Genomic DNA, 21,348 nt, shown 5'->3' with positions numbered 1-21,348 from the left:
GTATTGCAGTGCGTGTGAAGCCATCGCGCGGTGTCAAAACCTGCCGGCAACCGAGCCGGGCGGTGTCGGACGTTAACTGTTTTTAATAAAAATGCCGGTTTGTGTTGTGCTTCTGCCGGGGCTGCTCTAGCACCGCTCCTAAAGGCATTTTCGCCAAAAAATTTATGTGGAGTAATGAGTTATGACTGGTAAATCCGGTGTGGTGATCTGTTTTGCGGCGGCGTTTGGGCTGTCGGCCTGTGTGTCGCCCGAAGTTGTCGCGTCAAAATCCGTGACCGATCAGGATCTGACATGCGGGCAAATCAGGGAGCAGTTGTCCGACCTCGACAAAATCCGCGCCGAGGCCGAGAAAGGGCGCACCTTTTCCGGTGAGAACGTGGCGGCGGGCATCCTGTTCTGGCCTGCGGTGATCGGCAACATGTCGAACGCCAACAAGGCGCTGGAGGCCGCGAACGAACGGCAGTCGGTTCTGGTGGATCTGTCGACCCAGAAGCGCTGCGGCTGAGGCGGCTTTCGGGCGGGCTCTGCTTTTGGCGGTGTGGCGTATGCTGTGGGTGTCGTCTTCAGCAGGTGTTGGGGGCTGAACGGGCAGAGCCCCGGACGAGTGCGGCCCAATGTACAACGGCTGGACAGGGCAGCGCCCGAGCCTGGGGCGGAGGCCGTCTTGCAATCGTTCCAGTGGAACGATTGAGGCCGGAGCGATGCGGCAGCATCAGGGCAAACGCAGTGCGCCCTCCCGGGGGGAGGGTCGGGCGCTGCCCAAGGCGGGGCCTCGGGCGATTCATTTGAGGTTAAGCAATGGCATTGCGAAAGTGAATGGAATGAATTGAACAATCCTCTTTCCGGCTGTTGCAACGATCCCTGCTAATTCAACTCTGAATTGCTCGTGCTTGCACAGGATAAAAAAGACTGGAGCTCCACTAAGCCCATTTGGATCTACATCTAAGTCTTCGTCTACCGTAGCTTTTAGATAGTCCGAGTCACCCTTACCCGCGAAATTTGCAACCAAAGAAAATGGTCTCAATTTGACGTGCGCGGCGTCAACGTCCCAACTCTGAATTGATGCCGGGTATCCGACAATGATGACGCTGCAAATCTCGTCCACTGAGAAGTCGCCATACGCCGGAGACACTTTGAACCAAACATGTTGAGTGAGTCTTCCAGATCGCGTCGCACCCGAAAATCCAAAGATTTCAATATCTTTTGTTTCGAGCGTCCCTTGCATCTGGTCGAACTCGTACGACTTGTGCTCAGAGCAAGTGCAGATGCTGGCCGCGTCTGGGTCATAGAGTCCGACGTCACCGGGCGAACGTCCGTCTATCTGGTGGGTAGTTGCGACGACAAAACGCCTTGTTCGGTAGTCTATGTGCGCACAGGAACCGCCAAAAGACAGGGCGTAATCACCCAATTCATCGCGAAGGTCGTAGTCATAGAAAAGCAGGGGTGAAGCGTATCTGCTCAAAACATCTTCCAATTCGCTGAAGCGAACGAGAAGATCACCACATTTGACAAACTCGCGCGACATTTGGTCGAGGATCAGCGGCGTGTTACTCAAACATCTAACTCCACAACAATCTTCACAACAATCTTCCCAATCATTCCCCCTATTTCATCGACCAACCCCAAACCTCCCGCCTGACAGGCACTGTCAGGCCGCGCCGACCCGCCCCCATGGGGCGGCGCGTTTGCGCCACCCCTCGGTCCGGCGCGTGCTCAGATGTTGGGACCGACTGTCAAGAACGGCGCCCGGCTAAACATCCAGCTCCTCCACAAACTTCGCATTTTCCTGGATGTACTGATAGCGCAGCTCTGGCTTTTTCCCCATCAGGCGTTCGACCAGATCGCCGGTCTCGCCGGGCAGGTCTTCGTCAATCGACACACGGATCAGCTTGCGGGTCGTCGGGTCCATCGTGGTTTCCTTGAGGTCCTTGGCGTCCATTTCCCCCAGACCCTTGAAGCGGGAGACGTCGATTTTGCCCTTGCCGCCCAGACCTTTTTCCAGCCAGGCGTCCTTTTCGGCCTCATCGAGGCAATAGACACGGCGCGCGCCCTGCGTCAGGCGAAAGAGCGGCGGGCAGGCCAGATAGAGGTGGCCCGCGTCGATTAGCGGGCGCATCTGGGTAAAGAAAAACGTCATGAGCAGCGCGGCGATATGTGCACCGTCCACATCGGCGTCGGTCATGATGATGATCTTGTCATAGCGCAGATCATCCAGGTTGAATTTGGTGCCCATGCCACAGCCGAGCGCCTCGCAGAGGTCGGAGATTTCGGCGTTTGAGCCCAGTTTCGACGAGGCCGCGCCCAGCACATTCAAAATCTTGCCTTTGAGCGGCAGCAGGGCCTGGGTTTTACGGTCGCGCGCGCCCTTGCCGGAGCCGCCCGCACTGTCGCCCTCGACGATGAAAAGCTCCGTGCCCTCGCGGGATTTGGAGGTGCAGTCGGTCAGCTTGCCGGGCAGGCGCAGTTTCTTGGTGGCCGATTTGCGGGCCGTTTCCTTTTCCTGGCGGCGGCGCAGGCGTTCTTCGGCGCGCAGGACCAGAAAATCGAGGATGGCGCCCGCGGATTTGGTGTCATTGGCCAGCCAGTTGTCGAAGTGGTCGCGCACGGCCCCTTCGGTCATTTTCGCGGCTGATTCCGTCGACAGGCGGTCCTTGGTCTGACCGACGAAGGCGGGGTCGGCGATAAAGCAGGAGACCAGCGCGCAGCCGCCCGACATCAGATCGTCGCGGGTGATCTGGGCGGCCTTTTTGTTGCCCGCCAGTTCGCCGTAGGCCTTAATGCCCTTGAGGATCGCGGCCCAGAAACCGGCCACATGGGTGCCGCCCTCGGGCGTGGGCACGGTGTTACAGTAAGACTGCAGGTAACCGTCGCGGCTGGGCGTCCAGTTGATCGCCCATTCTACCTTGCCTGCCTCGCCGAATTTCTCTTTGAAATCAACAGTTCCGGCAAAGGGCTGATCGGCGTAGGTGGTGGCAGGCCCGAGCGTTTCGCGCAGGTAATCCGACAGGCCCCCGGGAAAGTGAAACGTGGCCTCGGTCGGGGTGTCGCCGTCGGCAATCGCGGATTTCCAGCGGATTTCGACGCCGGAAAAGAGATAGGCCTTGGAGCGGATGGAGTTAAAAAGCCGCGCAGGTTTGAAGCGGTGCGAGCCGAAGATCTGCTCATCGGCGTGGAAGGTCACGGTGGTGCCCCGGCGGTTGGGGGCTGCGCCCACTTTTTCCACCGGCCCGAGCGGGAGGCCGCGCGAAAACCGCTGCTCGTAGAGCTCTTTGTTGCGGGCGACCTGGACGACCATGCTGTCGGACAGCGCATTGACCACGGAGGCGCCGACGCCGTGCAGACCGCCGGAGGTTTCATAGGCCTTGCCCGAGAATTTGCCGCCTGCGTGCAGCGTGCAGAGGATCACTTCCAAAGCGGATTTGTCGGGGAATTTGGGGTGCGGGTCGATCGGGATGCCGCGGCCGTTGTCGCGGATGGTGACGGCGTAGTCCTCGTGCAGCTCGACCTCGATGCGGTTGGCGTGGCCCGCGACGGCCTCGTCCATGGAGTTGTCGAGCACCTCGGCCACCAGGTGGTGCAGCGCGCGCTCGTCCGTGCCGCCGATATACATGCCGGGGCGTTTGCGCACGGGCTCCAGCCCCTCGAGAACCTCGATGGAGGAGGCGTCATAGTCCGTCGCCTCTGTTCCTGACAGCAGATCGTTGGGCATAAGCTCGGGCCTCTTTTTTGTGGTTGCGCAGAGTATGGCAGAGGGGCCGGGGCGGGGGAAGGGCCAGCGCGCCCGCCTGTGCCTTTGTGCCTGCGTTTTTGCGGGGCCGCCGGGCGCATTGTCACCGGGCGGGACCGGCTGCGCAACGGGCCGTGCCCTTTGCGCCGCAGCCCGGAGCATCAGAGCCGAATCGCCCTGATCAAGGCAAAATTCGGAACAGGCGGGTTCCCGCGCAGCGTGAAATACCCCGTGTGGGCAAGGCATTGTTTCCCGTTATTTAAGATTTTCCCTTAGAAAGTGCAGAATAAGGCAGAAATATGGATTTTATGACATTTTTATATGGTTTTTCACGATGCGATGGGCGAGACAGAGGTCAGCGGAATTACGCTTGTAAAGTAATGGTGTGTCGGGAGGGGTATCCGTAGTGACCCGTGCGCACCTTCAGTGAGAACGGGTGAGGACACTTCCTATGAATATGAATATCTTTAAAGCCGGTGCGGTCGCGGTTGCGGTCTCGGCAATGTCCCTGTTTGCGACAGACGCAGACGCGGCAACGGCGGACGGTTTTGCCGCAACAAGCGTAACAACGGGCGGCAATGACCACACTGTCTGGCTGCCTGGCCTGATCGGTGGCGTGGACGCCTACTGGCAGTTCGAAGGCGGCGCGGGCAGCTTTGTGACACGCGATGACAAGGCCTCGGCAACGCTCGACGGTCGTATCATCAACAACAAAGACAGCATGCTGCAGCTTGACGTGGCCGTTGAATTTAACCGCCTTGACCCGGATCAGCCCGGTGGTGGTGGCACCAAGAACGGTGGCCTGGATTCTTCTCTGAGCGCTGCGGAAAAGCAGGCGATCAAGGACACATGGTCGTTTTATGACATGACGTCAGCCACGCTGACAGGTGTTGCCGGCACGCTGCTGGACGGTCTGACACTGACGCTGACCAGCTATCCGCTGGCACCCAAGGACATTCCGTTCCAGCTGGGTGAAAGCGCAAACGACAAAAACCAGGGCTATGGTGGTGCCGGTTGGTTCACATGGGTTGCCACAACAACCAGCGACTATGCCGGACCGGCTGTCCGCAGCACCGGTGATACAGGCGCAGGCCGTCATGGCGACTTTAACCTGAACCTGACCGCGGTTCCGCTGCCAGCGGCAGGCTGGATGCTGATTGCTGCATTCGGCGGCCTGGGTGTCATGCGTGCGCGTAAAAAAGCCGCATGATCTGACAGGTTTCGCAAGGACCAGATAGAAGGGCCCGCCGGTTTCGGCGGGCCTTTTTCGTTCCGGCCGCATTCCCGGGGTATTCGTCTGTTTGTGCGCAAATCCCGTTTCCTGGCAGTTCAAGGAGCAGTAGGCTGCCCGAAAACCGCAGGAGAACCATCCCATGACATGGATCACAACCGTCCCTTTTGAAGCGGCGACAGGACGGCTGAAACAGCTTTACACGCGCATCGCCGGTCCCGGGAACAATGTGGACAACATCATGATGGCCCATTCGCTGCGTCCGCATACGATGGAAGGGCACATGGCGCTCTACAAATATGTGCTGCATCATTCGGGCAATACGGTGCCGAAGTGGTTTCTGGAAGCGCTGGGCGTCTGGGTGTCGCATGTGAACCGGTGTGAATATTGCGAAAAGCACCACTTTGCCGGCATGAAACGGCTGCTGGCGGATGACGCGCGTGCGGATGCCCTGCAGACGGCCATCCGGCTGGGCGTGGAAGAGGCGATGCCGCTGACGGCCGGGGAAAAGGCCGCGATGCGCTATGCGCGCAAGCTGACGGAAACTCCGGGCGGTTTACGGCAGGCAGATGTGCGGGCGCTGGCGGCTTCAGGCTGGGATGACGGGCAGATCCTGGAGATCAACCAGGTGGTCAGCTATTTCGCCTATGCCAACCGCACGGTTCTGGGGCTGGGCTGTTCCACCGAGGGGGACATTATCGGGCTGAGCCCGGGAAATTCGGATGATCCGGAGGACTGGGCCCACCGCTAAAGCCCCCGGCCTTAAACCTGAAATACACCGCGCAGATCAAAACACCCTCGCAACAGGCACTGTTGCGCCGCGCCGTTCCGCCCCCACGGGGCGGCGCGACTGCGCCCCCCCCGGATCGGCGCATTTGCACGACGGTTGGATGTCTCAGGTTAAACCGGGGGCTTCAGGGTCAGTCCTGGTCAGGCCAGCGCCAGGCGATGGCACCGAGGTAATTGCCGCTGCCGCTGGCCACAACGGTGGTGCGTTCCGGGCCCCAGCCATCGGCGCGGCGGATGCGCGGGCTGTCACTGCGGGTGCGGGCACGGGCGACAAGGCCCGTCAGGGTGAGCACCAGAAAATCGCCCTGGCCCGCGCGGGGGATGGTGTCTACGGTCTGCCAACCTTCCTCCAGAGCTTCCTCAAGAAGCTCAAAGGGGTTCACCCGCCGTCTGGTTACCGTGTCTCTCAAAATACCCGTCCCGGGATTGGCTCAGGCAGCGTCCGGCCCGGCATTATCGTGCCAGAGACCGTGGTCCAATCCGGCGGGATTGTCCAGAGCGGGGCGGTGTCTCCCGCATGGCGGGAAGGGCTGCAGGCGTGGGGTTTCACGGCAGATCGCGGGCGCGCAGGTGCTGCCGCGCCGGAGGCCCGGGAGTGGCTTCAGTTGCCCTCGGTCAGCGTCTCAAACCGCAGTCCGCGCGCGGTGCGCGGGGGGAAGCCGGTCCAGTAGGTGTGATCGTCCGTTGGCAGCGCTTCTTCGTCCAGCGCCAGCACACCGGCGTCCGCCTCGGGGATCAGATCAAAATAGGGCCGTCTGGAGACGTCGCCGCGCAGGTGCAGATCAAAAAAGGCTGTCGCGAAATGCTGTGCGATATTGTTCATCCGCACCGTGTCCCAGACCGGATCGGCGTAATGTTCAAAGGGCACAAAATCGAGCGTTTCCACAGGCTCCCAGCTTTCGGCGGGTGCAGGCATAGGCGCGGCGGCGTTGTGATTGGCGTGGTTGAAGGTCAGCAGATGCCGGTCGGTGCCGCGTGCCTCCTCAAAGATCGAGCGGATGGCGCCATAGACTGAGACGTCATCCGACCCGCCCGCCATGATCAGCGTGGGTTTGCTCAGCCCGGCCAATGTGTTGGCGTCCCAGAACCCGGCGTTACGCCCCCAGGGGCCGATGGCAATAAGGGCCTTGACCCGGTCATCCATCAGCGCGGCATGGCTTTCCGAACCCGACAGATGCTGCGACAGCAGACCGTTCGGGGTGCCCCAGCTGTATTCCGTCGAGGCCTCTGTCACGCCCGCGCCGCCAAAGACAAGCGCGCCGTATCCCCCCATGGAATAGCCGATAACCCCCACGGCAGAGGTGTCGGTGATCGCCCCCAGTGCACTTTCCAGCGCTTCCATCTGGTCGATCACAAAGCGCTGATCCAGCGGGCGGTACAGCAAGGTAGAGCCAAAGGCGGCCTGGTCGGAATAAGTGCTGTCGCGGTGATCGATGGCCAGGGTGACGTAGCCCTTGGAGGCCAGGTTCTCGCCCAGATGGGACATCAGAAAACGGTTGCCGGGATAGCCGTGGCTGATGACGATCAGCGGATAGGAGCCATCTGTTGCCGGTTCCGCATCACGCGCAGCACGGCCCGTCAGGGTCACCGGTGTCTGCCCGTCGCGCAGGACGGTATCGTATGTTCCGCCCGGCACGGTGCCCTCGGCTGCAGGGTACCAGACCTCGACCGTCAGGGCACGGTCATAGCGCGGCACCGCATCATCCGTGACAGAGAGCACATCAATCTGGTCGGGGTTCGTGAACTCCAGTGTCCTGACGCCGATGGGCAGGGTCCCAAACTGCGCCAGTTCGGGCGCATCGGGACGGACCTGATCGATGGGATTGGCCTGAGCGGTGCCGGACGCCAGCACGGCAAGTGCGGCAAGAAAGCGGTATCGGCTCATGGCTAAGTCCTTGTTTGTGCAAAAATACAGCACGTGGTTTCTACCATAGATTGACAGGTTCTGACGGCAGATCAAGAAAATATCCCGCAAAACCGGGAAATCCTTCCCAGGGCGGGATATTTTGCAGTTTCTGCCCCTCCCGCCGGGCCGGATTGACCGGCGGGAAACTCTGAACCAGGTGCGCAGGCTCTTTCCCTTGTGCGTGCACAGGCGTATGGCAGGGCATGGCCATCGCAATGTCATATCCTGATCACTGCCGCGCGGTATTGCGCCTTGGGCTGCCGCTCATTGGCGGGCATATGGCGCAGATGGCCATTGGTGTGACCGATACTGTGATGCTGGGCTGGTACGGCGTCGAGGCGCTGGCCGCAGTGACCATCGGCTCCACGCTCTTTTTCACGCTTTTCATATTCGGGTCGGGGTTTGCCTGGGCGGTGATGCCGCTTGTGGCCTCCTTTGCGGCCGAAGAAGACGAGATCGGTCTGCGCCGTGCCACCCGCATGGGGCTTTGGCTGAGCATTGGTTTTGCATTACTGGCGCTGCCGCTGATGATCCGGTCAGAGCCGCTGCTGCTTCTGCTGGGCCAGGAGGCGGGGGTGGCCAGAGACGGTGGCGCTTACCTCAGCATTGCGGCCTGGGGGATCTTTCCGGCGCTGCTGGTCATGGTGCTGAAATCCTATCTGGCAGCCCTGGAACGCACCCAGGTCGTGCTGTGGATCACAGTGATCAGTGCGGTGTCCAACGGGCTGGCGAATTATGCGCTGATTTTCGGCAACTGGGGTGCGCCGGAACTGGGGATCGCGGGGGCGGCCATTGCCTCTGTCATCAGCCATCTGGTGTCGCTGGTGGGTGTGGTTGCATACGTCTGCCTTGTGCTGCCACAACACGCGCTGTTTCAGCGCCTGTGGAAGCCGGACCCGCAGATGCTGGTGCGGGTTTTCCGGCTGGGCATGCCGATCGGCCTGACCAGCCTGTCGGAAACAGGGCTTTTTGCGGCATCGGCCACGATGATGGGCTGGCTGGGCACGGTGCCGCTGGCCGCACATGGCATCGCAGTTCAGCTTTCGGCTGTCACCTTTATGCTGCATGTGGGGCTGAGCAATGTGGCCACCATCCGGGCGGGCAACGCGCTGGGGCGCCGCGACCCCTGGCATATGGAGCGCGGGGCAATCACCGTGACGCTCCTGTCACTGGTCATGGCGGCAATGACAATCGCCCTTTTTGTGCTCTTTCCTGAACCCCTTGTGTCGCTTTTCATGCAGCGCGACGAGCCGCAGCGCGATGCCATTCTGCTCATCGGTACCGGCCTTTTGATCATGGCGGCGCTCTTTCAACTGGTCGATGGTGCACAGGTCATTGCACTGGGGCTGCTGCGCGGGGTGCAGGACACGCGCGTCCCCATGATCTATGCGGCTGTCAGCTACTGGGTTCTGGGCATTCCCTGTTCGTACCTCTTTGGGTTCGTGCTCGGGATGGAAGGCATCGGCGTCTGGCTGGGCCTTGTTGTGGGGCTGGGCATGGCAGCCGTATTGCTGTCTGTCCGGTTCTGGCGCGTCACGCTGCGCGGGCTGAAAGAGGCCGCGGATACCGCACAATCTGCTTGACCCGATGGCAGCGCGCCCGCAGGCTGCGGCCCCGGGACAGGAGGGCGCATCCATGCTGAAAGACAGATATGACAATGGGATAACCACCGCCTCGCAGGCGGCAGCAGATGCCTATTCCGCGGCCATGGATGTGATGCTGGCCGGTCAGTCGGGTATGGCGGCGGCCTTTGAGCGTGTGACGCAGGCAGATCCGGGGTTTGCGCTGGGCTGGGTGGGTCTGGCGCGGGCGCACCATTTTTTCGGCCAGGGGGACGAGGCACTGGCCGCTGTTACCCGGGCAGGCACGCTGACGGCGGGCGTCTCTGCGCGCGAGGCCAGCCATATCAATGCCTTTACCCTGCTGATCACCGGCCAGGGCCCTGCGGCCTATGCGGCAATCCGGGCGCATGTGGATCAGTGGCCGCGCGACGCGCTGGTGGCCCAGACCTGTTCGTCGGTCTTTGGACTGATCGGGTTTTCCGGCAAACCGGGGCGCGAGGCGGAAATCCTGGCCTTCAACGCAGCGCTCCTGCCGCACTACGGCGACGACTGGTGGCTGCAGAGCCAGTACGCCTTTGCCCTGTGTGAAACGGGCAACGTGGAAAAGGCGGATCAGGTGATCGACCGTGCACTGGCGGCCAATCCCGCGAATGCGCACGGGGTCCATGTGCGCAGTCATATCTGGTATGAGGCCGGGGCGTCAGAGGCGGGGCTGTCCTGTCTCAGCACATGGCTGGAGGATTACCCGCGTGACGGGCTGATGTATGCGCATCTCTACTGGCATGCCGCGCTCTGGTATCTGGAGCAGGGCGACACCGAGGCCATGTGGGCGCGGGTCGATGCCGCCGTATCGCCTGACAGTGGCACCATCAGCCCGGCGATCAATGTGCTGACCGATACGGCCTCGATCCTGCACCGCGCCACTATGGCCGGTGTGCCGGTTGATCAGGCGCGGTGGCAAAGTGTGAGTGCCTTTGCCAAACGCGCCTTTCCTGCAACGGGCAATGCCTTTGTTGATGTGCATGCAGCCCTGTCCCATGCCATGGCCGGTGACAGTGAGGCGCTGGAGCAGATCATCGACCACCCGGCGGGCCCGGCGGCAGATCTGGTGCCGGATCTGGCAAAGGGCTTCCGCGCGATTGCCGCGCGCGACTGGGCGGCTGCTTCTGCGGCGCTGACCCGAGCGATGGGGGATCTGGCGCGCATCGGTGGCAGCCGTGCACAGCGCGATATGGTGGAGCAGAGCCTGCTGAACACGCTGGTCCATGAGGGCCGCGCACGCGAAGCGCGCGACATCGCAGCCCTGCGTCGCCCGATCCTGGCGGCGCACGTTCCGACTTAAGGTGATACTTCAACTATTGCGTGTAAAATGCTGTTTTCAGTATTTATCCGGATACCAGTCCGACATCTCATTCAGCACGGAGCGCAGCACTTCCCGCAGAGGCTCGGCCTTTACCTCGTCGTACTCCCAGGGCTCGGCCTCCTCTGCCAGATAGTTATCCTGTGCGATTTCGATCTGGATCAGATGTACGCCGCGCGCAGGCCTGCCGTAGCGCCGAGTGACCCACTCACCCTGGAAACGGCCATCAAAGGCGGTGGTGTATTGTGACGTCGTTTGGCAGATCGCAGCGACCCGCGCAGACAGGCGCTGATCGCAGGCGGTGCCCCCCCTGGTGCCTATGTTCAGATCGGGCATCTGCCCGTCAGAGCGGTGGGGAATTCTGGACCGGACCGAGTGGCAGTCGCAGATCACTGCATGTCCGAAACGGGACTGGACCCGCGCGATCTGTCCCTGCAATGCCGCGTGGTAAGGAACGAAAAAGGCCGCCCGCAATGCGCTGATTTCGCGCAGCATGGGCGGTGTGTCCCAGATCGGAACGCCGTCCTGATCCGCGTAGGGTATCAGGTTACTGTTGAGCTTATCAGGATACGGCGGCTGACCGTCCGGATCGCGGTTGACGTCCGACAGATACCGGCTGAACCGCGCACGCACGACAGTGGCCTGGGGCGCCAGCCCTTTGCAGAGCCGGTCCAGATGCCAGTCGGTATCACGCAGCATCTGCCCGTTGTCGTTCAGCCGCTTCCAGTAGAGAGGCGGAATATCCGTGCCGGTATGTGGCAGGCACATAATCAGCGGGCTGTCTCCTGATATCATCTCGACCGGCATGGCGGTGTCCTTTGTTCCGGCGCGGTGTCAGAGGGCGGCGGCTCAGCCCTCTTTTTTGGTGGTGTCTATATTCATCACAGCCAGGGCGCTCTGGCCAAGGTCAAATTTTGCAAAAGGCCCGCCATGGCACATCTGGCCGGGGTCCGTGGTATCGACGGGCGGCTCTTTGGCGAGGATCTCGGCGGCGAACTGTTCTGCGTTGTCCTTTGGCCTGTACCCCAGAAAGGCGGCCTTTGCATTGTCTACGGGCCGTCTGTCGTTGTCGGAGACCCCGTAGATGATGGCAAACCCCGTGCTGGGCGTGTCTATGGCCCGGGTGACAAGCTGTATCAGGTCATCATAGCTCAGCCAGGACCCCAGCGCGCGGGCATTGCCCACGGCAGTACAGCTGAGAATGCGCAGATGCACTGATTCCAGCCCGCGTTTGTCCCAGTACATGCGGCCCAGATCCTCGGTAAAGCATTTGGCCAGCCCATAGAAAGTATCCGGGCGGTGCGGGACCTCTGTATCGACGCATTCCGCCTTGGGATACATGCCCACCGCATGGATCGAGGAGGCATAGACGATGCGGCGTACCCCGGTTTTGTACCCGGCCTCCCAGATATTGTAGGAACCTACAAAGTTCGGGCCCAGCAGCTCCTCAAAGGGTTTTTCGTCCACGATCGCGCCGAAATGCACGATCATATCCGCACCTTCTACAACGGCGGCGACCTGATCATAGGAGGCCAGATCCGCCTTTACATAGGTCTCGCCCGGGTTCAGCGCGCCGATGTCGTCCGCGATATCCGTGCTGACCAGACTGTCGCACATTTGCGATAATGGTCCGCGCAGATAGGACCCGAGCCGGCCTGCGGCACCTGTAAGAACGATTTTCATGACCAACTCCTGTTGTATTCTGTGTCTCAGATAACGGCTTTTTCGGGGAACTTCTCCCCCTGCAACACACGGTTGACGCTGAAAGCGCTCAGATCGATTGATCTGTATTCCCCTGTTGTGATGATCTCTGCCAGCCCGCGTCCGAGTGCGGGCGACTGCTGCAGCCCGTGACCGGAAAAACCGTTCAGGAACATAAAGTTATCGACCTCCGGGTGCGGGCCGACAATGGCGTTCTGGTCAAAGGTGTTGTAGTCATAGTGGCCTACCCACATGTTAATCACGCGCACGCGTTCAAAGGCGGGAACACGGGTGGCAATGATGGGCCAGAACTTCTCTTCCCACAGGCTGTGATCTGCGTCGAAATCATCGGGATCAACGGCGGGGTCCTCATCTGCGTGACCGCCCGCCATATAGTACCGACCGTCCGTGCGGAAATGCACACCCGAAGGGTCAATCGTCAGCGGCAGATCCTGGCCCAGCGGCTCGGCCGCATCAAAGATATAGGTGTAGCGTCTGCGCGCCTCCACGGGGATGTCCAGCCCGGCCATCCGGGCTGAAGCTGCCCCGCGTGTGCCAGTGGCATTGACGAGCGTACCGCAGGAAATCTCGCCCCCGGATTTCAGCACCACACTGCGGACACGGCTGCCCTGGCGGTTCATCGCGACGACCTCGTCCTGGATGTATTCCACACCGTTCCTGCGGGCCATGCGGCGGAACCAGTCAAACATGGTGCCGCCGTCGAAATAGCCCTCGTTGACCAGATTGTGGTTGGCGCCTGTGATGCCTTCCAGATTGTAGAAGGGATAGGCCGCCGCAATCTCGTCGCGTGTCATAAACCTGGTGGCCGCGCCGAGCGATTGCTGGATCTGCTGGCTGTCCTGCAGGGTTTTTGCGAATTCCTCTGTGTCGGCCAGATAAAGATAGCCAAAACAGTGCATTGCAAGTTTCGGCACGTCCGGGTCATTGCCCATGAAATCCTGAAAGCCGCGGATAAATTCCGCGCCGAACTGCGAAATGGCGATATTGACGGGATTGGAAAACTGCTGGCGGATGCAGCTGTTGGTGTGGCTGGTGGCGGCAAATTCATAGGTCGGATCGCGCTCGACCACGAGGATACGCCCGTCGAAACCGGACATCTGACTGAGCCACCAGGCAACCGAGGAGCCATAGATTGCGCCCCCGACGATCACCACGTCATAGGATGTGTGCTGTGCTGACATCTACTGGCTCCCCCGCGCATCCGCGTTTCAGGAACACCCGATTTGCGGGCAGGTCAAGCCTTGTGCGCTGTCACCTGGCAAAAGGGGTGTCGAGGGCACGCGCCACAAGCTCAAGCCGGTCCTGACCATAGAACATGTCACCCTCCACAAAATACGTCGGAGACCCGAAAACCCCGGCGGCGGCAGCGGCGGCGGTGTTCTCATGGTGCTCGGCCTGAACGCTGTCCGACAGGGCGCGCGCCATCAGGGCGGCACCATCCATGCCCAGCCCGTCCGCGAGCGCGGTCAGCGTGGCCGGGTCGGCCATATCCGCATCATCGCGCCAGTGCGCCTGAAGGATGGCGCGCGACAGCGCCCCGGCATCGAGCCCGTCCTGCTGGGCGGCGATGATGATCCCGTTGCCCGGGGCCAGCGGATTATCATGATGTGTCGGCCTGCGCCCGGTGATCGGCAGATCGCGGTATTCGGCCCAGCGGGCAATCTCGCGGCCAAAAAAGTAAGCGCGGTGGGCTTTGCTGCGCGCGGCGAAAGGCGGGCTGCCCGCGGCCTGCATCACCGGATCGAGATCAAAGGGACGGTGGACGACACGGGCCTGTTTTTCGGCGGCGATCTCTTCGAGCCGCCAGGCACCGAAATAGGCAAAAACCGAATGGCAGCTGTAGAAATAATCAATCGTTTTCATGGTGCTAAACCTTTTGGGCCAGCGCGCGTGCGTCGCGGGCCATCATTGCAATGATCGGGCGCCAGCGGGTGCTGTCGCCGGGGTTGGAGGCATTCCCGTCCAGTCCGCGCCGGTACACCCCCTGGAGGATTGCGAGCAGGCGGAAGTAGGAAAAGACCACGTAGAATTCCCAGTTATCCGGCCGGTCGATACCGCGCCTGTCGCAGTAGCGTTCGACATATTCGTCCTCGTCCGGCAGGCCGGCGGCGTGCCGGTCCACCCCGCCCAGTCCGCGAAAATCGCCCTCGTATGGCAGGCGCCAGTGCATACACTGATAGGCCAGATCGGCCAGCGGATGCCCCAGGGTGCTGAGCTCCCAGTCGAGCACGGCGGCGATCTCTTCGCGGTCGGGATGAAAGATGATGTTATCGATCCGGTAGTCACCGTGCACGATGCTGCTCTCGCCGTCATCCGCAACCATATGGGCCTGCAGCCAGTCCATCAGCCAGTCAGCATCCGCCAGCGGATCGGTGGCGCTGTCGCGGTACTGCCGGGACCAGCGGGCGACCTGGCGTTCGAAATAGTTGCCTGGTCTGCCATAGTCTTCCAGCCCGATGGCGCCGGGATCGACCCGGTGCAGGCGGGCGAGCGTGCTGTTCATCGCGTCATAGATGCGACGGCGCGCGCCGCGTTCCTGATCGGGCAGGGCCGGATCCCAGAAAATCCGTCCCTCGACCAGCTCCATCACCATGAATTGGGTGCCCATCGGGGTGTCGTCCCCGGACAGATAAAACACCTGCGGCACCGGCACACCGGTCGTCGTCAGCGCCTGCATCACGCGGTATTCGCGATCCACTGCATGGGCCGATTTCAGCAGGGTGCCGGGGGGTTTTGCGCGCAGCACATAGGCCTCGCCGCCGCTGAGGATGCGGTATGTCGGGTTGGACTGCCCGTCGGAAAACTTCGTGATGTCATCCAGCGTGGAAAAGCCTGCAACATGCCGCTGCAGGCTGCGTTCCAGATCGGACCGGTCAAAACTGTGCATCGTGTTTTCCTGTGTGGCCCATGGACAAGTCCCCGTGATCTAAGCAAGTCTGGCGGCGCGGGGAAAGCCCCCATCACGCGCGTGAAAGGATTTGCAGTGGATATGAATTTTGGAATGCGGCCGGAAAACCGTGCCTTGCTGGCGCGTGTGGCAGAGATGATCCGCGACGAGGTGATGCCGATGGAGGTGGAATACCACGCGGAAGTCGGCAAGGGCGACCGCTGGGCCTATACCGACCGTCAGGCCGAGATCCTGGAAGGGCTGAAGGCCAGGGCAAAGGCTGCGGGCCTGTGGAATTTCTGGCTCACGGATTCGGAGCGTGGGTTCGGGCTGAGCACGGTGGAATACGCCTATTTTGCCGAAGAGATGGGCAAAACGCCCCTGGCCGCAGAGGTGTTCAACTGTTCAGCACCGGATACCGGCAATATGGAAGTTTTTGAGCGCTATGGCACGCCTGCGATGAAAGAACGCTGGCTCGCGCGGCTGCTGGAGGGGGAGATCCGGTCGGCCTATCTGATGACGGAGCCGGAGGTGGCCTCTTCGGATGCGACGAATATCTCGATGTCCTGCGTTCGGCAGGAAGATGAGTATTTATTGAAGGGTGAAAAGTACTGGGCCAGCGGAGCGGGAGATCCGCGCTGTGCGGTCTATATCGTCATGGTGCGCACAGGCGATGATGACGCGCCAAAGCATCAGCGGCATTCGATGATCGTTGTGGATGCAAACACGCCCGGGATCGAGATTTTGCGCCCGATGATGGTGTTTGGCCATGATGATGCGCCCCACGGGCATATGCATATCCGGTTTGCAGATGTGCGGGTGCCGGCGGAAAACATGTTGCTGGGCGAGGGGCGCGGGTTTGAGATCGCGCAGGGCCGGCTGGGGCCGGGGCGTATTCACCACTGTATGCGCTCGGTCGGGCAGGCCGAGGCGGCGCTGGAGCTGATGTGCAGACGCTCGCTTCAGAAAGAGGCCTTTGGCAAGCCGCTGGTGCATCTGGGGGCAAATTTCGACATCATCGCCGAAGCGCGCATGGAGATAGAGATGGCGCGGATGCTCTGCCTGAAAGCGGCGTGGATGATGGATCAGGGGGACGCGCGGGCGGCAGCGCCCTGGATCAGCCAGATCAAAGTTGTGGCGCCGCGAATGGCGCTGAAGGTCATTGATGAGGCCATGCAGATGCACGGCGGGCAGGGGATCAGCCAGGACACCCCGCTGGCCATGGCCTGGACCTGGCAGCGTGCGCTGCGTTTTGCCGATGGTCCGGATGCGGTGCACCGGCGGCAGGTCGCGCGGGCAGAGTTGCGCAAATACACGCAGGAAAAGATTTAGCCCGCAGCGATGTTTGACTTCACCGCACGGGCTCCTCTAAATGCGCTCTGTCCGGAGAGCACTGAATGACGCGCAAAAAGATCGAAAAGCTGATCGCCAGGACCGCTTTGCGGGACCGTACTGCATTTAATGCCCTGTATGACGCCACGTCGGGGAAACTTTTTGCCGTCTGTCTGCGTGTCCTGAATGACAGGGGGGCGGCAGAGGACGCCATGCAGGACGCTTTCGTGAAGATCTGGAACAACGCCGACCGCTACAAGGTAAATGGTCTCAGCCCGATGACCTGGCTGATCACGATCGCCCGGAATACGGCGATTGACCGTCTGCGCGCGCGCCGGTCAGGCCATGTTGACGTGGACGCGGTGGAAACCGTTCTGATCGCGCCGGGCCCGTCGCCCGAGCAGGCGGCGATTGCGGCCTCTGAGGCGAAGAAACTGGTGAAATGCCTGGACGGGCTGGACGAGAACAAGGGCGAGGCCGTGCGCGGCGCCTATATCGACGGGCAAAGCTATGCCGAGCTGGCCGACCGCTTTGACGTGCCGCTGAACACCATGCGCACCTGGCTGCGCCGGGGTCTGATGGCGCTGCGGGAGTGTATGTCCGCATGACACAGACACCCCTGAGCCCCGAAGACGGCACGCCCCCCGAGGACGACATGCAGTCACTGGCGGCGGAATATGCGCTGGGCCTGACCCCGGTGGAGGAAACCGGCGCTGTGCTGGAACGTCTGCGCCGCGAGCCCGAATTTGCCACGGCGGTTACCATGTGGCAGGAGCGCCTGGGGGTTCTGGCCGAGGACATCAGGCCGGCCAAACCGCCCCGGCGGGCCAAGAAAAAGCTGAACAAACGCCTCTTTGGTGTGGAACGCCGGCCCCTGTTGCAGCGGGCCGGGACCTGGCAGCTGATCAGCTTTGCTGCCCTGGCCGGCGCGGTCTGGATCAGCCTGAATGACCTGACGGTCGATGTGGGCCCGACGGTGCCGTCCTTTGCGGCACAGCTGGACAATGCCGATGAGGGGCTGACCGTTCTGGCGGTTTATGACCCGTCGCGTGGCGGCATCATGATCAGCCGCACAGCCGGTGGCGCGCGTGACGGCCGTGTGCTGGAGCTCTGGGCCATTCCGGAAGGCGAGGCACCTGTGTCGCTGGGTGTCTTGCCCGACAGCCTGCAGGTCTGGGTGCAGATCCCCGATGCGCTGGCGCTGCAGGCCCCTGCGCTGACGCTGGCGCTGTCTGACGAGCCGCCCGGCGGGTCGCCCACGGGTGCCCCGACAGGCGACGTGCTGGCCGCGATGGCGGTGTCTGCGCTCTGAGCGTGAAAAAAATTCTGACAGTCTGAAACTCTTTCGCACGGGTCGCCGTGGCTTGGACATACCGGGCACAGCAGGGGAGTCTGCGGCCCGGAGTAACGAGTAAGTACCGTGTAAGTCACCGGGCGGGTCAGAGAGTGGGTTCTGGTCCGTCCGGCCCCTTTTTTCGCGCAAAAGATCGCGAATATGTAATTCATTCAGAACATCTGTGAACGTCAGGGCCGTAATTGTCCGATCTGTACATGGCGCAGGGCGTATAATGCCTGGCGCACAGCGTAAAAAGCGCCTGATTTTTTATTGATGTGACGTTTTGTCAATTGAGCCTGCACGATATTGGCCGCACTCTCCTGCGCATGCGCGCCGTTTCGGAAAAACCCCTGTACCACGCCCGTTGTTCGCCGGAGTTCTTCGTCCGGATGCAGGCGGATGGTCTGTGCGGCACGCGTGCCGGCACCACCTGTCAGGGTAGCCGTTGCGCCATGGCAGCAGAGGCCGCCGAAAGCGCTGGTGCGGCATGAAGGATATGGCTGATATCCCCCAGGTCCCGCTGCGTCCGCCATCCGAGGTGATGCGGCTCAGGCGTATGGGGTCGATGTTTCCCACGCGGCTTTCCTTTCTGCGCACGCTGATCCGGCGGCTCGCCTCCGAGCAGGCCCGACTGACGCGGCCCGTCTGGAATATCTGCGCGCAGGGCTTTGGCCATGCGGTCTATTCCATTGATCTGGGGGGCCACAGCTATTCGCTGGTGGCCGTTTCCAGCGATCTGCCACCCGATGCGCGCACAGACCGCGTGATCGCCACCGCATGGGACACGGCCTATGTGCTCTATGACGGGGTGCCGGATGCAGCCGAAATCGCCCGGATCTGCGCCAGTGCGCCCAAACAGGAGGCGGCGCGCTTTTGTGAACGCGACCTGGTGCTGAGCCGGGCCAACAAATCCGTTCGTTTGTTTGCGCATGTGGTCGACAGCCTGCGCGCAGGCCGCCAGCCGGACGAGGATATGGTGCGCCAGACCGGGTATCTGATGCGCACGACGGCTGTCTATGGCAACGGTAAATTCGGCATCGCGGACCGCGCGCTCTATGATGGGCGGCCCGGGCTTGATGGCCCCTTTATGGCGGAAATGCTGACGGTCTGGATGATCCGGCAGTTCACCCATGATCTGGTTGAACATCTGGGCGGTGCACCTTTGGACAGGCACCTGCGACGGTATCTGGGGATCGGCAATTCCACAGGTCTGGGGATGGCCCCCTTTCTGGTGACGCATCCGGTGCTGCTGAACAACTGGATGCTGGTACGTGAAACCGCGCTGGCGCGGGTCCGCGCTGTGGCGGACCCAGAGGCGGCGATACGCGACAGGCTCTGCGCACTGGCGGGCCGCGCGGCCCGGCATCTGGCGCAGTGGCAGGTCCCTGACCCGGATCACCAGGCGCGCATTGATGCGCTGCGGGCCGACTGGGCGCGTCTGGAACCCGCCATTCAGAGCACAGCGCAGCAGGCGGAAGGCCCTGCCGATGCGCTGATGGACCTGTGCCAGGAGGGCTCCGCGGATCTGCAGGAGCTGATGGTGGCACTGGTGATCGAACCCTTTGGCGCGCTGGTGGATGGGCTGACCGATTGCATGAGCGATCCCTTCGGTTCCCTGGCGCTGCCACCTGCCGGAACGGCACAGCTGCGCGATGTGATCCAGGCCTCCTGTGGCTGGGCGCTGGACGTGGATTACGACGCGCGCGATCACTGTGGCCAGTTCTGGTATGTGAGTGCGGCCAAGCAGGAACCCCGCCTTGGTCTGCGGTTTGACGAGCCGGGGTCTGACCTGGAGAGCCCGCTGGATATAGCCCGCCGTATCAATGCATTGTGGTGCGATATTGATGCAGTGGATGAACCCGTTTCAAAGTTTCTGGCGCGTTTTCCGGAACATGCGCTGGCGGTTGAGCGTGTGGCGCTCTGCGCACGTTATCCCTATGCCGAGATCCGCGACAATCTGATTGCGCAAAGCTGCCTGCCCATCGATATGCTGCGCTGCAAACTGTCGTTTTTCGGGGCCTCCAAGTTCGACCCCAAGTCCGACCGGTGGACCCGTATCACGCTCTGTCAGGGCGCGCCGCTGGCGGATGAACTGGGCCCCGGGGCGGACGACTGGTGGCTGCCGGTCTATGACCGGTGAGCCCGGGGTGAGCTGGTCAGCGGCGGAGATCCTGGCGCTGGCGGGCAAGGCCGCGCGCGGCGCCGGCGCGCCTGCGGGCCAGGCCGCCCGGTTCGGTCGGGCCGCAGCGCATCATCTGATGGCCGGACACCGCCCTGATGATCTGGACCGGGCCCTTGATGCTCTGCCTGGGGGGCCGGTGATCCATCTGCCTGCCGCTCTTGATGAGGTGATGGCCGGTGACAGTACCGTGATCACCAGCGATGCACCCGGGAACCTGGTGCACAGCTATGTCGCGGTCTTGCCCTTTGCCTCGCGCGCCAGGGCGCAGGGCCCGGATACCTGGCAGATTGACGTGGACCTGTCGCAGCCGTCACCGCGCATCCCGCCGCGGCGCATCGCGGGTGCTCAGGCACTGGTGGAGAAAATGACAGAGCTTGCCGCGCGCACCTTTGTGCCCGAAACCGAAGCCTCCCGCGCGGCGGGCGCGGGCGCGGGCCTGACGGATAACGACTGATCAGCCCGCGAAAGGATCCTGCGGGTATGTCACGTGCCGCAGATAAAGCCCCTGCGGCGGGCAGACCGGCCCACAGGCGGCCCGGTCCCGGGCTGCCAGGGCCTCTGCCATATCCCCGGGCGTCCATGATCCGCTGCCGACACGCTCCAGCGAGCCCACGAAACTGCGCACCTGATTGTGCAGGAAAGACCGCGCCCGCACGTCGAAATGCACCTCTGTGCCCTGCGGGGTCTGCACTTGTGTAACTTCCAGCCGGTCCAGGGTCTTTACCGGGCTCTCTGCCTGGCAGATGGTCGAGCGGAATGTGGTAAAGTCGTGTTTGCCCAGCAAATGGGCCGCCGCTGCGCGCATCGCATCAATGTCGAGCCCCTGTTTCACCTGCCAGACCAGCCCCTCCTGGTGGGTTGCGGGTGCGCGCCGGGTCAGAATGCGGAAAAGATACTGCCGTTCCAGCGCGGAAAACCGTGCGTGCCAGTCCTCTGCCACCAGCGCACAGTTCACAATGGCCACAGGCGCGGGCTTGAGGTGATAATTCAGCGCCTCTGACAGGCGGAACGGCTCCCAGGTGCCTGCCATATCGCAATGCGCAACCTGTCCCAGCGCATGAACACCCGCATCCGTGCGTCCTGCGGCTGCGATGGTAAAGGGGCCGGGCTCCAGCCGCGCCAGCGCGGTTTCCACCGCTTCCTGAACGGTTGCGGGGCCTTTCTGCCGCTGCCACCCGGCAAAGGGCGCGCCGTGATATTCGATTTTCAGTGCATAGCGGGGCATAGGCTGGCCCTAGCGCGCCGCGTGCGCGTCGTCAAATGGCTTTGCGGGCTGGCATGCGCGCGGTCACGGTCCTATGTAGGGGGCAGTAA

The 21,348-nt window shown here is 62.1% G+C and carries 20 protein-coding genes; 10 read left to right on the top strand and 10 right to left on the bottom strand.

Annotated elements, in window-relative coordinates; translation table 11 throughout:
- The first annotated feature begins 181 nt into the window (after positions 1-181).
- Positions 182-505 carry a hypothetical protein gene (locus Q1A34_RS06255; RefSeq protein WP_300032100.1) on the top strand — a complete coding sequence of 108 codons (324 nt, stop codon included), beginning with the start codon at positions 182-184 and terminating at the stop codon, positions 503-505.
- A 276-nt stretch (positions 506-781) separates the two neighbouring features.
- Here the strand turns inward: Q1A34_RS06255 and Q1A34_RS06250 are convergent, their stop codons facing one another.
- The gene (locus tag Q1A34_RS06250; protein ID WP_300032099.1) at positions 782-1,555 is read right to left on the bottom strand and encodes a hypothetical protein; all 774 of its coding nucleotides are present in this window, start codon (positions 1,553-1,555) and stop codon (positions 782-784) included.
- Between the two features lie 195 nt (positions 1,556-1,750).
- The gene (gene parE / locus Q1A34_RS06245; protein ID WP_300032096.1) at positions 1,751-3,709 is read right to left on the bottom strand and encodes a DNA topoisomerase IV subunit B; all 1,959 of its coding nucleotides are present in this window, start codon (positions 3,707-3,709) and stop codon (positions 1,751-1,753) included.
- A gap of 469 nt (positions 3,710-4,178) precedes the next feature.
- On the opposite strand from parE, the gene Q1A34_RS06240 reads away from it, so the two are divergent.
- Entirely contained in the window at positions 4,179-4,937 is a 759-nt protein-coding gene (locus tag Q1A34_RS06240) for a VPLPA-CTERM sorting domain-containing protein (protein ID WP_300032094.1), read from the top strand.
- Between the two features lie 163 nt (positions 4,938-5,100).
- A complete protein-coding gene (locus Q1A34_RS06235) occupies positions 5,101-5,709 on the top strand; it encodes a carboxymuconolactone decarboxylase family protein (protein WP_300032092.1) in 609 nt (202 codons plus the stop codon).
- Positions 5,710-5,878: 169 nt separating this feature from the next.
- On the opposite strand, the gene Q1A34_RS06230 is transcribed toward Q1A34_RS06235, so the two are convergent.
- On the bottom strand, positions 5,879-6,157 hold the full coding sequence (locus Q1A34_RS06230) for a hypothetical protein (RefSeq protein WP_300032090.1): 279 nt from the start codon (positions 6,155-6,157) through the stop codon (positions 5,879-5,881).
- Between the two features lie 191 nt (positions 6,158-6,348).
- Positions 6,349-7,632, bottom strand: coding sequence for an alpha/beta fold hydrolase (locus Q1A34_RS06225; protein ID WP_300032088.1), 1,284 nt, complete (start codon positions 7,630-7,632; stop codon positions 6,349-6,351).
- A 224-nt stretch (positions 7,633-7,856) separates the two neighbouring features.
- Here Q1A34_RS06225 and Q1A34_RS06220 point away from each other — a divergent pair, with 224 nt between their 5' ends.
- A complete protein-coding gene (locus Q1A34_RS06220) occupies positions 7,857-9,236 on the top strand; it encodes an MATE family efflux transporter (protein ID WP_300032086.1) in 1,380 nt (459 codons plus the stop codon).
- A gap of 52 nt (positions 9,237-9,288) precedes the next feature.
- Entirely contained in the window at positions 9,289-10,557 is a 1,269-nt protein-coding gene (locus tag Q1A34_RS06215) for a tetratricopeptide repeat protein (protein WP_300032084.1), read from the top strand.
- 36 nt (positions 10,558-10,593) lie between these two features.
- On the opposite strand, the gene hutG is transcribed toward Q1A34_RS06215, so the two are convergent.
- The 5 genes from hutG to Q1A34_RS06190 form a co-directional block, all read right to left on the bottom strand.
- Positions 10,594-11,382, bottom strand: coding sequence for an N-formylglutamate deformylase (hutG, locus tag Q1A34_RS06210; RefSeq protein WP_300032082.1), 789 nt, complete (start codon positions 11,380-11,382; stop codon positions 10,594-10,596).
- Positions 11,383-11,424: 42 nt separating this feature from the next.
- Positions 11,425-12,258, bottom strand: coding sequence for an NAD(P)-dependent oxidoreductase (locus tag Q1A34_RS06205; RefSeq protein WP_300032080.1), 834 nt, complete (start codon positions 12,256-12,258; stop codon positions 11,425-11,427).
- A gap of 26 nt (positions 12,259-12,284) precedes the next feature.
- Complete coding sequence (locus Q1A34_RS06200; RefSeq protein ID WP_300032078.1) at positions 12,285-13,478, bottom strand: FAD-binding oxidoreductase; 1,194 nt, start codon at positions 13,476-13,478, stop codon at positions 12,285-12,287.
- 70 nt (positions 13,479-13,548) lie between these two features.
- A complete protein-coding gene (locus Q1A34_RS06195; RefSeq protein WP_300032076.1) occupies positions 13,549-14,160 on the bottom strand; it encodes a 2-hydroxychromene-2-carboxylate isomerase in 612 nt (203 codons plus the stop codon).
- Positions 14,161-14,164: 4 nt separating this feature from the next.
- Positions 14,165-15,184, bottom strand: a complete 1,020-nt coding sequence (locus tag Q1A34_RS06190; protein ID WP_300032074.1) for a phosphotransferase family protein — start codon at positions 15,182-15,184, stop codon at positions 14,165-14,167.
- Between the two features lie 96 nt (positions 15,185-15,280).
- Between Q1A34_RS06190 and Q1A34_RS06185 the strand changes: the two genes are divergently transcribed.
- The 5 genes from Q1A34_RS06185 to Q1A34_RS06165 all read left to right on the top strand — a co-directional run bounded on the left by Q1A34_RS06185 (position 15,281) and on the right by Q1A34_RS06165 (position 20,488).
- Positions 15,281-16,516, top strand: a complete 1,236-nt coding sequence (locus Q1A34_RS06185) for an acyl-CoA dehydrogenase family protein (RefSeq protein ID WP_300032072.1) — start codon at positions 15,281-15,283, stop codon at positions 16,514-16,516.
- Between the two features lie 65 nt (positions 16,517-16,581).
- The gene (locus Q1A34_RS06180; protein ID WP_300032069.1) at positions 16,582-17,124 is read left to right on the top strand and encodes a sigma-70 family RNA polymerase sigma factor; all 543 of its coding nucleotides are present in this window, start codon (positions 16,582-16,584) and stop codon (positions 17,122-17,124) included.
- Positions 17,121-17,828, top strand: coding sequence for an anti-sigma factor (locus tag Q1A34_RS06175; RefSeq protein WP_300032067.1), 708 nt, complete (start codon positions 17,121-17,123; stop codon positions 17,826-17,828). Before Q1A34_RS06180 ends, Q1A34_RS06175 begins: the two co-directional genes overlap by 4 nt.
- A gap of 511 nt (positions 17,829-18,339) precedes the next feature.
- Complete coding sequence (locus Q1A34_RS06170) at positions 18,340-19,992, top strand: hypothetical protein (protein ID WP_300032065.1); 1,653 nt, start codon at positions 18,340-18,342, stop codon at positions 19,990-19,992.
- Positions 19,982-20,488, top strand: a complete 507-nt coding sequence (locus Q1A34_RS06165; protein ID WP_300032063.1) for a hypothetical protein — start codon at positions 19,982-19,984, stop codon at positions 20,486-20,488. The genes Q1A34_RS06170 and Q1A34_RS06165 overlap by 11 nt, the downstream gene beginning before the upstream one ends.
- Here Q1A34_RS06165 and truA read toward each other — a convergent pair whose 3' ends face one another.
- Positions 20,489-21,259, bottom strand: coding sequence for a tRNA pseudouridine(38-40) synthase TruA (gene truA / locus Q1A34_RS06160; RefSeq protein ID WP_300032061.1), 771 nt, complete (start codon positions 21,257-21,259; stop codon positions 20,489-20,491). It abuts the gene before it with no gap.
- Positions 21,260-21,348 lie beyond the last annotated feature (89 nt).

The organism is uncultured Roseobacter sp. (genome assembly GCF_947491795.1).
Lineage (GTDB): Bacteria > Pseudomonadota > Alphaproteobacteria > Rhodobacterales > Rhodobacteraceae > Roseobacter.
Note: the sequence above shows the minus strand (reverse complement) of the source record. Positions and strands in the feature narration are given on the sequence as shown.

What these genes read in the sequence shown, in the direction of transcription:
- Q1A34_RS06200 (WP_300032078.1), bottom strand. Translation starts at nt 13,478, where the DNA reads ATGTCAGCACAGCACACATCCTATGACGTGGTGATCGTCGGGGGCGCA.
- Q1A34_RS06220 (WP_300032086.1), top strand. Translation starts at nt 7,857, where the DNA reads ATGGCCATCGCAATGTCATATCCTGATCACTGCCGCGCGGTATTGCGC.
- Q1A34_RS06170 (WP_300032065.1), top strand. Translation starts at nt 18,340, where the DNA reads ATGAAGGATATGGCTGATATCCCCCAGGTCCCGCTGCGTCCGCCATCC.
- Q1A34_RS06180 (WP_300032069.1), top strand. Translation starts at nt 16,582, where the DNA reads ATGACGCGCAAAAAGATCGAAAAGCTGATCGCCAGGACCGCTTTGCGG.
- Q1A34_RS06165 (WP_300032063.1), top strand. Translation starts at nt 19,982, where the DNA reads ATGACCGGTGAGCCCGGGGTGAGCTGGTCAGCGGCGGAGATCCTGGCG.
- Q1A34_RS06215 (WP_300032084.1), top strand. Translation starts at nt 9,289, where the DNA reads ATGCTGAAAGACAGATATGACAATGGGATAACCACCGCCTCGCAGGCG.
- Q1A34_RS06240 (WP_300032094.1), top strand. Translation starts at nt 4,179, where the DNA reads ATGAATATGAATATCTTTAAAGCCGGTGCGGTCGCGGTTGCGGTCTCG.
- Q1A34_RS06255 (WP_300032100.1), top strand. Translation starts at nt 182, where the DNA reads ATGACTGGTAAATCCGGTGTGGTGATCTGTTTTGCGGCGGCGTTTGGG.
- Q1A34_RS06225 (WP_300032088.1), bottom strand. Translation starts at nt 7,632, where the DNA reads ATGAGCCGATACCGCTTTCTTGCCGCACTTGCCGTGCTGGCGTCCGGC.
- parE (WP_300032096.1), bottom strand. Translation starts at nt 3,709, where the DNA reads ATGCCCAACGATCTGCTGTCAGGAACAGAGGCGACGGACTATGACGCC.
- truA (WP_300032061.1), bottom strand. Translation starts at nt 21,259, where the DNA reads ATGCCCCGCTATGCACTGAAAATCGAATATCACGGCGCGCCCTTTGCC.
- Q1A34_RS06190 (WP_300032074.1), bottom strand. Translation starts at nt 15,184, where the DNA reads ATGCACAGTTTTGACCGGTCCGATCTGGAACGCAGCCTGCAGCGGCAT.
- Q1A34_RS06235 (WP_300032092.1), top strand. Translation starts at nt 5,101, where the DNA reads ATGACATGGATCACAACCGTCCCTTTTGAAGCGGCGACAGGACGGCTG.
- Q1A34_RS06205 (WP_300032080.1), bottom strand. Translation starts at nt 12,258, where the DNA reads ATGAAAATCGTTCTTACAGGTGCCGCAGGCCGGCTCGGGTCCTATCTG.
- Q1A34_RS06195 (WP_300032076.1), bottom strand. Translation starts at nt 14,160, where the DNA reads ATGAAAACGATTGATTATTTCTACAGCTGCCATTCGGTTTTTGCCTAT.
- Q1A34_RS06175 (WP_300032067.1), top strand. Translation starts at nt 17,121, where the DNA reads ATGACACAGACACCCCTGAGCCCCGAAGACGGCACGCCCCCCGAGGAC.
- hutG (WP_300032082.1), bottom strand. Translation starts at nt 11,382, where the DNA reads ATGCCGGTCGAGATGATATCAGGAGACAGCCCGCTGATTATGTGCCTG.